Origin of the sequence: Hydrocoleum sp. CS-953 (genome assembly GCF_002260545.1) — a bacterium.
Classification (GTDB): domain Bacteria; phylum Cyanobacteriota; class Cyanobacteriia; order Cyanobacteriales; family Microcoleaceae; genus Trichodesmium.
The window spans coordinates 1-11040 of sequence record NZ_LGSU01001361.1 but is presented as its reverse complement, the minus strand read 5'-3'; the positions used below and the strand labels follow the sequence as shown (position 1 = coordinate 11040).

General features: G+C 36.2%; 6 protein-coding genes and 1 pseudogene. 3 read left to right on the top strand and 4 right to left on the bottom strand.

Going from position 1 to position 11040, the window contains the following annotated elements; translation table 11 throughout:
* Nucleotides 1-246 precede the first annotated feature (246 nt).
* Nucleotides 247-980, top strand: a pseudogene (locus AFK68_RS46535) (Era-like GTP-binding protein); the annotation flags it as partial.
* A gap of 1 nt (nucleotide 981) precedes the next feature.
* Nucleotides 982-2114: YcjF family protein (locus AFK68_RS26105; RefSeq protein ID WP_168186665.1), on the top strand; the 1133-nt coding region annotated here is incomplete at its 5' end.
* 423 nt (nucleotides 2115-2537) lie between these two features.
* Here the strand turns inward: AFK68_RS26105 and AFK68_RS26100 are convergent.
* The 3 genes from AFK68_RS26100 to AFK68_RS26085 all read right to left on the bottom strand — a co-directional run.
* Nucleotides 2538-3269, bottom strand: coding sequence for a PEP-CTERM sorting domain-containing protein (locus tag AFK68_RS26100; RefSeq protein ID WP_094676366.1), 732 nt, complete (start codon nucleotides 3267-3269; stop codon nucleotides 2538-2540).
* 599 nt (nucleotides 3270-3868) lie between these two features.
* Nucleotides 3869-4708 carry a DnaJ domain-containing protein gene (locus AFK68_RS26095; protein WP_256386656.1) on the bottom strand — a complete coding sequence of 280 codons (840 nt, stop codon included), beginning with the start codon at nucleotides 4706-4708 and terminating at the stop codon, nucleotides 3869-3871.
* A gap of 502 nt (nucleotides 4709-5210) precedes the next feature.
* A partial coding sequence (locus AFK68_RS26085; protein WP_371357566.1) for a hypothetical protein occupies nucleotides 5211-5819 on the bottom strand: 609 nt, incomplete at its 3' end.
* 715 nt (nucleotides 5820-6534) lie between these two features.
* Here AFK68_RS26085 and AFK68_RS26080 point away from each other — a divergent pair.
* Nucleotides 6535-8475: a mechanosensitive ion channel family protein gene (locus AFK68_RS26080; RefSeq protein WP_094676360.1), complete on the top strand. Its 1941-nt coding sequence runs from the start codon at nucleotides 6535-6537 to the stop codon at nucleotides 8473-8475.
* Between the two features lie 1235 nt (nucleotides 8476-9710).
* Here AFK68_RS26080 and AFK68_RS26075 read toward each other — a convergent pair.
* A partial coding sequence (locus AFK68_RS26075) for an OB-fold nucleic acid binding domain-containing protein (protein ID WP_143438283.1) occupies nucleotides 9711-11040 on the bottom strand: 1330 nt, incomplete at its 5' end.

Below are 11040 nucleotides of genomic sequence, written 5' to 3'. Positions count from 1 at the left end.
GTAAAAATAGCTAGGAAAATGAGAGTTGAGCTATTCATCTAACACTCACAAAAAATATCAAAAAAGTAGGTGTAGAATATCCACAAACTGAAGCTAACCATCTGAACTACTTTAGATAGAACAACCTTTGGCAATAAAACCTTGCAAAAGCAGAGATAGTTAAGCAGACTAAATTAAACATTAATCTCTCCTTAGCTGAAGCTAAAAGACTTCCAAACTAACGATTTTTTTGAGTTGATTGATTAAATGCCTACTTCCCGTCTGTTAACACTGATTTTAGGTCTCTGCCTCATTTTATTACTCATAATTTGGCTGATTAGTTCCCTATCATGGCTATACAGTCAAATTTCATGGTATGCGCCTCCTGTTTTGGCCAACTTGTTAGTCCTACTGTTAGTTATTCTGATTGGAATTTTTATTTTTGCCTTCGTTTATTATCTGATACTATATACAACTCCGAAAAGTAAACGGCGACAAAGAGCAAAAGTTAAGGTCAAGGTTCCAGTTGTTAAATCTGAGGCTGCATCGGAATCTCTTAAGGCAGTTAAGCAACAAGTAATCCAAATTCAGGATGAAGTGGCCAGACAAGCATTATTAAGTCGTTCACAAGAAATAGAAGCTAGTTTAGCACGAGGTGATGTTAAAGTTGTAGTCTTTGGTACAGGTTCGGCAGGTAAAACTTCTGTGGTAAATGCACTTATAGGTCGAATGGTGGGGAAGGTAGAAGCACCTATGGGTTCAACGAAGGCTGGAGAAACCTATCATCTGAAAATGCAAGGATTGGAGCAAGAAATTTTGATTACTGATACTCCAGGAATTTTAGAAGCAGGAATAGCAGGTACAGAAAGGGGAGAACTGGCGCGAATTTTTGCTACAGAGGCTAATCTATTATTGTTTGTAGTTGATAATGATTTACAAAACTCAGAATATACTGCTCTGATAAGTTTGGCGGAAATTGGTAAGAGATCGCTTGTGGTTTTNTGCAAGGATTGGAGCAAGAAATTTTGATTACTGATACTCCAGGAATTTTAGAAGCAGGAATAGCAGGTACAGAAAGGGGAGAACTGGCGCGAATTTTTGCTACAGAGGCTAATCTATTATTGTTTGTAGTTGATAATGATTTACAAAACTCAGAATATACTGCTCTGATAAGTTTGGCGGAAATTGGTAAGAGATCGCTTGTGGTTTTTAACAAAACTGACCTCTATACTGAGGAAGATAAAGAAGCGATAGTTGTTAAACTGAGGGAAAGATTGCTAGGAATTGTTAGTAAGATAGATATTGTGGCGATCGCGGCTAATCCTCAATCAGTTAGACTTGAGAGTGGAGAAATGTATCTGCCAGAACCTGATACTATGCCTTTAATTAGACGTATGGCTGCTGTTTTGCGGGCTGAAGGAGAGGATTTGATTGCAGATAATATTCTATTACAATCTCAACGTTTGGGGGAGGAAGCAAGACGTTTAATTGATACTCAAAGACGACGACAAGCAGAAAAAGTTGTAGAAAGATTTCAGTGGATAGGGGCAGGAGTGATTGCGGTTACACCATTACCAGTGGTAGATGTATTGGCAACTGCTGCAGTTAATGCTCAAATGGTAGTAGAAATTGGTAAGATTTATGGTTGCGAATTGAATTTGGAAAGAGGGCAAGAATTAGCAATGTCATTAGCAAAAACTCTTGCTGGTTTAGGTATTGTTGAAGGGGCAATAAAATTAATTTCTACGGCTTTACAATTAACTGTAGCAACTTTTTTAATTGGAAAAGCTATTCAAGGAGTAAGTGCAGCTTATTTAACTCGAATTGCTGGCAAGAGTTTTATTGAATATTTTCGCCAGAATCAAGATTGGGGAGATGGTGGGATGACAGAAGTTGTACAAAGACAATTTCAATTAGTTAAAAAAGATGAATTTGTTAAGTCATTTGTGAAAGATGCTATAACTAAAATTGTTGAACCTTTAACTAATATTTATTCTGCTAATGAAGAGGCTGAAAATGAGGAAGAATATTATCAGGAAGAAGTGGCAATAAATTATCAACCTAAACCTAGTAAAAAAGTAGATGATTATGATGATTGGGAAACAGAAACTAGAGCTAAAAGAGAAGATTGGTAATTTGAAAAAGAAGGGACGTATGACACGAATTTTGGCACAGATGCACAGATAATATAAAATTTTATGGAAGATTATAGTCAGATAATTTTTAGCACTTACGCACCAGACAATATATATATAGCATTCAAAACTATAATTATCTAATTTTTTAAATCTATAGCGCTGTGCTCCGGGAACAGGCACTATTGGAACAGGCAACAGGGGGAATAAATTGCCGATAATATAAGACTTTGAGCTGCTTGGCCTCTACTACAATTTGTAAATATACCAGCGCTCATTGCTATATATACTATATATAGTATCTTTGCGTAAGTCCTGATTTTGTGAAAGATAGGGCTGCTGAAATTTCCGCAGCCGTATCATCAACGAAATTTCCATCTACACCAAGTTACAAAATGATTATTTTTGCTAACATTATCTTCTCTAGTTTGAAACCATTTTGCCTTTTTGCCGACGGCGAAGTAAAGTCATACTAGCGGATACTAAACCTAAACCAAATATAACAGTTGGTTCAGGAGTTGAAGCAGATTCTACGTCGGCAACTTTAATTTGGAAAGCTAGATGAGAATTCTTCGGTACGGTATCTCCCCAACTCATGGTAGACTGACCAGTGAGAGTGAAATCTTCATCGGCAGATAAACCAGTGATGCGTAGATAATCCATTGAGTCTGCCCAGGCACCTCCACCTTCGGCAACAGTAGAAGAAGCACCATCGAGAAATTCGCCGTTTAAAAAGATATTGTTTACGTTAATACTGCTTCCGTCCTTAGTAGCTCTGGTACGGATAAAGATATCGGAGAAGGGACCGGAGAAATTGTAAGATAGCTGCTCAACTTCATTAATGAAGAATTTAGTTAAGCCGGAGCTGGCAGTGTATCTCAGTTCAAAGTCATAAGTTTCGCCGTTACTCCAGACAAAGTTAGTTTCGTCTTGGGTTTGGCTTTCATTTAAAGGGTTTGCGCCGTGGAAATTGAGTTCATGAGTTCCATTCATGGCGTTGTTGCCCATGCGACCTTCAGCGACGAAGGCCAAGTCAGGGTTAAGGGCATTAAAGAGGTTATCGTCAGCAACTTTACTAAAGGAGGCAGCGTTGGCTGCTAGTGAAGTAGCAAAGAAACTTGCGGTGGCAACGGCAATAGTGAAAATAGATTTCATTATTTTTTACTCCTATATTTGTTTGTAATAAATGAAAAAAATGTAGTTAAGCGACCCTATTAATAAATATCTTATTTTATACCAATTCTAATCTGCAACCCCACACTTTAAATCTTTACTGATTCTTCATAAAAACTGGATTTTTTAAAATTTTCTCCGTGATTATAATGAGTTTTTCTGCTTGTTGTTATATGGGTTAAACTTAGTAATACCAAATACGGTTATTAAAAGTACNTAATCTGCAACCCCACACTTTAAATCTTTACTGATTCTTCATAAAAACTGGATTTTTTAAAATTTTCTCCGTGATTATAATGAGTTTTTCTGCTTGTTGTTATATGGGTTAAACTTAGTAATACCAAATACGGTTATTAAAAGTACCTTTTTCAAAATTATCTCTAACCGTCTCCCCATCTACCCACCTCCCCAAAAGGGTATTCTATAAACCGAATTTAGTATAACTTTTGATATTAAGTATGTTAGGCATTTTTCTCAATCTTTTTTGATTAAGCTACTTTTGTATTTGTCGACTTCTCAGGTTTATTAAACTCAGGAACATCTAATGTCGGCTTTAGAAGTAATTCCATAAATCCCCATTGTTATCTACTAGGTAAAAACTGACTATAAGCTTGATTAATAATTTGCATTTTCAAAACAGTTTCTTTATCCCTATTTATATCAGGATGATATTGCCTAGCTAAACGACGATAAGATAACTTTACTGTTTCTGCATTTGCATTTGGTATCACATTCAATATTTCCCACCATTCTCCAGAAAAAGATGTCACACCATCCCACATCACCTGATGCCAAATTTTAATATTTTTGCCGTTACCCCCAGTCACTAAACAACCATCGTTAGAAAAAGCTACCGGATAACTACCTGCCAACGTTTGCAAAAGTTCCCCACTAGGTAAACTCCAAATTTTCACGGTACCATCTTGACTACCACTAGCAAGTATTTCTCCATTGTCACTAATAGCAAGAGAAAATACTGGTGCTGTATGACTAACTAAAGTAGAAATTAAGGAGTCTTTTTTGATGTTCCAAATTTTGATGGTAAAGTCTGTACTACTACTAATGAGGATATTTTCAGTGGGATGAAAAGCTAAAGATGTTATCCAACCAGAATGTTGTTGCAGAATACGGGGTGGTTGATAACTGTTGATATTCCACAAGCGAATAGTTTTGTCAGCACTCCCACTGGCAAAAGTTTTACCATCCTGACTCCAAGCAACTGCCCAAATTTTATCGGTATGACCGTTAAAAGTACGTTTGAGTTTTCCTGTTTCTAGTTCCCACAGTCTAATAGTTTTGTCAGCACTCCCACTAACAACATTTTTACCGTCTTTACTGATAGCTACTGCAAACACTGAGTCTCCATGACTGGTGGGAGAGTTGGAAGCGAAAAAAGTCTGACAATGTTTTTTGGTATCTATATTATATGTGGTGATTTTTCCGTCGAAGTCTCCGCTAACGAGTGTGGGAGTCTTAGTATTGAGGGCGACTGTTTGCGCTTCCTGTGAATATCCGAAAAAAGTGTAGAGACGTTTACCTGTTTTGATATTCCAGAGACTAACAGAGGAGTCGCTACTTGCTGTGGCAAAAGTTGACTATCAGCACTAATAGCTACAGCATTAATTGAGGCGGTATGTGCTTTGATAACTTTTCTACATTTCCAAGTTAATTTTTCCTGTGGTTGTAAGTCAGAATTTTCTGTGGGTGAGGAAGAAAAATTTGATTGATTTTGGCAACCTATATTTTTCTTTAATTCTTCTAATTCTGCTTCTATTTCCAGAGCGGTGAATTTTTGCTTTGTCTTCATTTCAGCTAAGACCGGATCTAAGGGTGAGGAAGAAAAATTTGATTGATTTTGGCAACCTATATTTTTCTTTAATTCTTCTAATTCTGCTTCTATTTCCAGAGCGGTGAATTTTTGCNGGAAGAAAAATTTGATTGATTTTGGCAACCTATATTTTTCTTTAATTCTTCTAATTCTGCTTCTATTTCCAGAGCGGTGAATTTTTGCTCTGTCTCCATTTCAGCTAAGACCGGATCTAATTCTATCATTGCTTGGTTATAAGCTTCTTGCCAAGAAACTTGATCTAAAATTTTGCTCTCCATTCGCTCAAAAGTTGCAAAAGAATCAACTATTTGGTTTTGTGTGGATGAGTTAATAGCTTGCAAAAATCCATAAACACCAAGACCGACTATTCCACCGAAGGTTGCCATTGTTCCCATTCCAATACTAAAAGCAGTTCCCCCAACACTCAACCCCATACCACCAATAGCAGAAGAAAGAGTTACTCCTCCGTAAGTACCCATACCGATAAAACCAATAGCAGTAGGATCTGATTTTGTCATAGCTTCGACTGCACCGTAAGTTGCTGCACCAACAACTGCACCTGCACCGAGAATAGGAGTTGCACCGATACTGATACCTCCAAAACTACCTATTAATCCCATGTTGCCTACTGTAGTAGAGAAAGTTGCGCCAGTTGCTGCACCTGTGGATATGAAAAAGAAACTTTCGGGTAAGTTATTGTTCATGGGTATCTAGAATTTTATATTAAGAAAAAAATTGGCTTTGATTTAATCATAAGATTTTTTGATAGGGTCTGCATCAGTGGATATACTAGGTTTTCCTGGAAAAAAAGACCTATTAACTTTTAACAGAGGATTGATTTGAATGGATAAGTAGTTAGCATAAACAAATGGAATAACTTTAGGGCGGGTTTAATCGACTAAATTAGAAATATCAAGGTTTTCAGTTAAACCCGCCCCTACAATTTTTTTAACCTTTAATTAGACCTACCCGCTTCTACCAATTTACTTTAAAGATGTCACAAATAGTTTCAAACTTTAAAATGTGAAATAATTTCCTGAAATTACTGTATAGTAAAAATTTTGAGCCTATAAAATCTGGCATTGGTAATTTTGGCTATGATTTTTATCGGTGTAGAAACCGGGTTTGTATTAGATACCCGTACTTTACTGACATCTGTTTCCCACAAACCCGGTTTCTTATAACACGCTCCTTAGATTTCATCCCTCTATTAACCAACGCCTAAAATCTTACTTTGGGTGGGTTTAATCGACTACAAAGGTTTTCAGCTAAACCCGCCCCTACAATTTTTTTAACCTTTAATTAGACCTTCCATAATTTTTGTATTAACATAAACCCTTATAAAGGTGCGTCACCGAATAATTAATAATTATTAATTGTTGAAATGCACCCTACTTATGGGGATATTTAATAATTTTTATGGTTCGGAAATTTATTCGGATTTTAACTTTTCTGCTCTCTATTACTTTGTTAGTCTTAACACTAACTCTAACTTGGGAATTTCCCACATTTGCCCAAACTATTCCAGGTTTAGGTATGTCTTCCGATGAAGATATTTCTGTTAACTATTATGTCCCTGTCTTTAAGAGGGGAAACCTGGAAATAGCTCCGGTGTTTCTGGATGGAAAAATTGTGGGAACTATTGCTTCATTTATGCAATTAAAGTCAAACACAAACAAAAATCAAGCTAGTATCTACAGTGCTGCTATCCGCTCCCAGTTGATTCACAGCAAGTTACAAAAAATTCTGCACAATATGAGTAGGTATGCTCAAGAGGTTTTACCCAAGCAGGGAATATCTAACATAGAAGCTCAAGAAAAAGAACTAAGAGAAGAGCTAGTTACTACTTCCTCTGAGAAAAACGGAACTGCATTTGTGTCAGTCACATTTCCTAAAGATGATGTGCCAGAAATTATTTTCTCTGTTACTCAAGCAGATATTGAAAGACCGAGATTTGGTGGTTCCCAACCTTTCAAAATAGTAGAAAAGGGAAAAGAAATTATTAAAAATCAGCTAATTCAAGCCTGGAAAGAACGTCAGACTCCTTATCTACTTGCTCAGGTTCAACTAGCTATGCTTCTCCTAGTTGCTCTGACTTGTACTAGCTTAACCCTGGGGTGGATACAGAAACAAGTTACTATTGGACAAAGAAAACTTAAAGATAGCTTATCAGACTCAGAGACTATTGAGCTTGAAGATAATCAGACCTCCATTTCATCAAAGCTTACTGAAAAATTTCGAGCGATCGCTCCACAATTTGACAGGCTATCTATAGAACAACGTTACAGTCTCTATGCTTTCTACAGCTCGACATTATTTTGGACTCAATTGCTAATTTGGTTACTGGGTATTGGCTACATAAGTAGTTTGTTTTATTGGACTCGTTCCTGGAGCAATTGGATGATTGGTGTGACAATTCGTGGTACTCGAGCTGAACAAGTAATAGTTGGCTGGCCTCCATTAGATTGGATTTTAAGTTTTGGACGAGAAGCTAATCTGGGAACTCCACTTTTCATTTTACTGCTTTTATTGGTGGCTCGTTTAAGCATCAAGGGGGGGGATGCTTTGAGTGACTTTTTGGCTCGGCGGTTGAATGATAAACAATCAATCCAAAAACGACAAACTTTGCGGGTTTCTACCTTGGCTAAAGTTTCTAAAGCTTGGCTGAGAGCTATAGTTTACTTATTATTGGGAGTGACGCTCCTCCATCATTTGCATCAGTTAGGTACTTTCACTCAAGTAGTGACGGTCTTTATTGGTGTTATTAGTTTTGCCCTTTCCCTGGCTTCTCAAAATTTACTGAAAGATTTAATTGCTGGTCTGATGATTTTATCTGAAGACCAATATGCTGTGGGAGATTGGATTATCATAGATGGACAAGATGGCCTGGTTGAGACTATTACTTTACGAGTTACTAAATTACGGAATCTTGATGGGGAGCTAATTACTATTCCCAATGGTTCTATTGGGGTGGTGCGAAATTTATCTAGTGAATGGTCACAAGTAAATTATGCTATTGAGGTGGCTTATGATGCTGATGTGGATCGGGTTATGGGGGTGATGGAGGCGATCGCTCAACAGTTGTATTCTGACCCTCAATGGCAAGACCAGATTTTAGAAGCCCCTAAAGTTTTGGGTATTGATAAGATTGCTCATACTGGAATTGTAATTAGATTGATTATTAAGACTCAGCCTATGCAGCAGTGGTTGGTTGCTCGTGAGTTTCGCCGTCGTTTGAAGAAGGCATTTGATGAGCAGGGTATTGAGGTGGGAGTTCCGCAACAGGTTATGTATGTTAATGGGCCTTTTGCTAAAACGAATAATGGGAATTTTAAAATTAATGGTCAATACCAGAATTGAATAGGTTTTAGGTAGCTGTTCAACAATTAATAATTAACTAATTATCTATTCTTATAAAGAAAAGGATTATCTCAAAGGATCTTTTTCTTTTTCCTTGATAAATGGATAGGCTTTATACATTTATTTTTCCGTAAACTTAAGGTACTCAATATAGCGTTTCTCAAGCTTATGAGTTACACCCATCTTTAATTTCTTTTCTATTCCTTATTCCTTATTCCCTATTCCCTATTCCCTGTTCTCTGTTCCCTGTTCCCTGTTCCCTAAAACCTGGAATTTTGTACCTCACCAGGATGGGAATTGCTGTATCAGGAATCAAGTTTTCCAAATCCTATTAGTTATGTGTAACATGATCTTAAATTATTNGAGGTACACCTATCTTTAATTTCTTTTCTATTCCCTATTCCCTATTCCCTGTTCTCTGTTCCCTGTTCCCTGTTCCCTAAAACCTGGAATTTTGTACCTCACCAGGATGGGAATTGCTGTATCAGGAATCAAGTTTTCCAAATCCTATTAGTTATGTGTAACATGATCTTAAATTATTAGCAAGTTCGTATTAAGTATAAAGGTGCAAAAAAACAGAAGTATTTCAATAATTAATAATTAAGAGTTGATAGTCAATTAATTATTCATTCAACAATTCAGGTTTGAAGCCTCCCCTTTTAAGGGGATAAATAAAAAAAAATCCTTTTAGTCAATACCCTTCTTTTAAGAAGGTGTAATTATTAATTATTAATTAGGGTTTGCGCTCAAAAGTCTTATGGGTGAGGGTAGGAGTCAGGAGTCGTAGGGGCGTTTTCCTGACGGAATGCTCCGCAAACATGTCGCTCCGCGAAACGGCCATGTGCTAACGCAAAGCTCCGCTTTATATGTCGCGCAGCAAAACGCCCGTACAGGAGTCAGGAGGAATGGGAATTCTAGAGGAGGCAGGAGGAAGAATAGTCCTTTGGTTTTTCTGCCATAATCTACCCAAAATGCTCACAATTTCTGCTTGATCAACCAAAAAGCTGGTACTTTTTCCAGACTTAAAATTGCTCAAACCTTTACCCGTCAATGCTTTAATATTTAATCAGCAAGCCCTAATTATTAATTATAATTCTTCATTGTTAATTGCTGAATGTTAGCTTTAGCGGTGCTAGATATATTTATGGAGCGCTAAAGTGCAACTACAAACAAAGACTTTTTTATCACTAATTATCCAATAGCGTAGATCCCCTGCAAGGATGACACGATATTAATTACCTAGAATCAATCGTTTCACAATTTAAAATTTTAGCCTCAAATTTTGCATCTTGAAGACGATTAATAGTTGTTTCCCCATCTTCTACCCAAAATTGCCGACCGAATTGTACTAACTTTTGTTCTTTATCATCAGATATTAATGCCCTTATTGCCACATTTGCTTTTTCCTCATTTCCAGAAGATTGTTCTTTCAAAATAGCTTTAATCTGTTCAAACAAGGAATCATCTTCTGGAATCTTATCTACTGGTAGTTGCAAGATAATTATTTGTGTTGGTTTAGCAGAATCATTTTCATTTATTAATAATTCAGCCTCTTTTTTCGGAGGATTTTTTTGAGTCTCTAATTGCTCTAATGGTTTTTCTTCTTCTGCAATAGGTTGATTAATTTTTATCTCTTTATCTCTTGAGTTAACATCTTTTTTGGGAGATTTTTTTTGATTATCTAATTGCTCTAATGGTTTTTCTTCTTCTGCAATAGGTTGATTAATTGTTATCTCTTTATCTCTTGAGTTAACATCTTTTTTAGGAGATTTTTTTTGACTTTCTAATTGCTCTACTGTTTTTTCTACTTCTGCAATATATTGATAATTTTTTCTCCCTTCATCTGTTGATTCATTTTGATAATTATCTAATTCTGTCTCTGCTTTTTTATGTTGTTCAACTGCATCTGCCATTACCTTTTCTAATGCTTCTGCACTATCTACTAATAACTGACTTTCATCATCCTTATTATCAACTTTTCCACTTAAGACTAAAAGAGCATTTTCTGTCAGTAATTTTTTAATTTCTTCATATATTTTTGGAAAAACTACCGCATCTACTTGCCCAGTCATATCTTCTACTTGTAAAAATGCCATAGGGTCGCCTTTTTTTGTAATATGATGTTTAATTCCAGCCAACATTACCACTAATTTTATAGCTGACTTAGATTTTTTTTCCGACATTTGAGCGATAGTAATAACATCCTTAATTTGATTTTGTTCATGTGCATATTTGAGAGGATGGTCGGATACATAAAATCCTAGAATTTCTTTTTCATACTGCAATTTTTCTTTGGCTGGAAAATCTGAAACGGATGAAGATTTAGGAGCAGAATCAAAAGCAGGCATTGTTGTTTCTGCCACATCAAATAAATTTAATTGCCCTATATCCCGGTCTTTATTTCTATCTTGTGCCCATTTCATTACACCTTCTAAATCTTTGATTAATTGGTGACGGTTTGGTTCAATTTTATCGAATGCTCCACATTTAATTAAAGATTCTAAAGTACGACTATTCAGAGCATTAAGATTAACTCGGTCACATAGATCGGCTAAAGACTTAAAT

What these genes read in the sequence shown, in the direction of transcription:
- AFK68_RS26100 (WP_094676366.1), bottom strand. Translation starts at nt 3,269, where the DNA reads ATGAAATCTATTTTCACTATTGCCGTTGCCACCGCAAGTTTCTTTGCT.
- AFK68_RS26080 (WP_094676360.1), top strand. Translation starts at nt 6,535, where the DNA reads ATGGTTCGGAAATTTATTCGGATTTTAACTTTTCTGCTCTCTATTACT.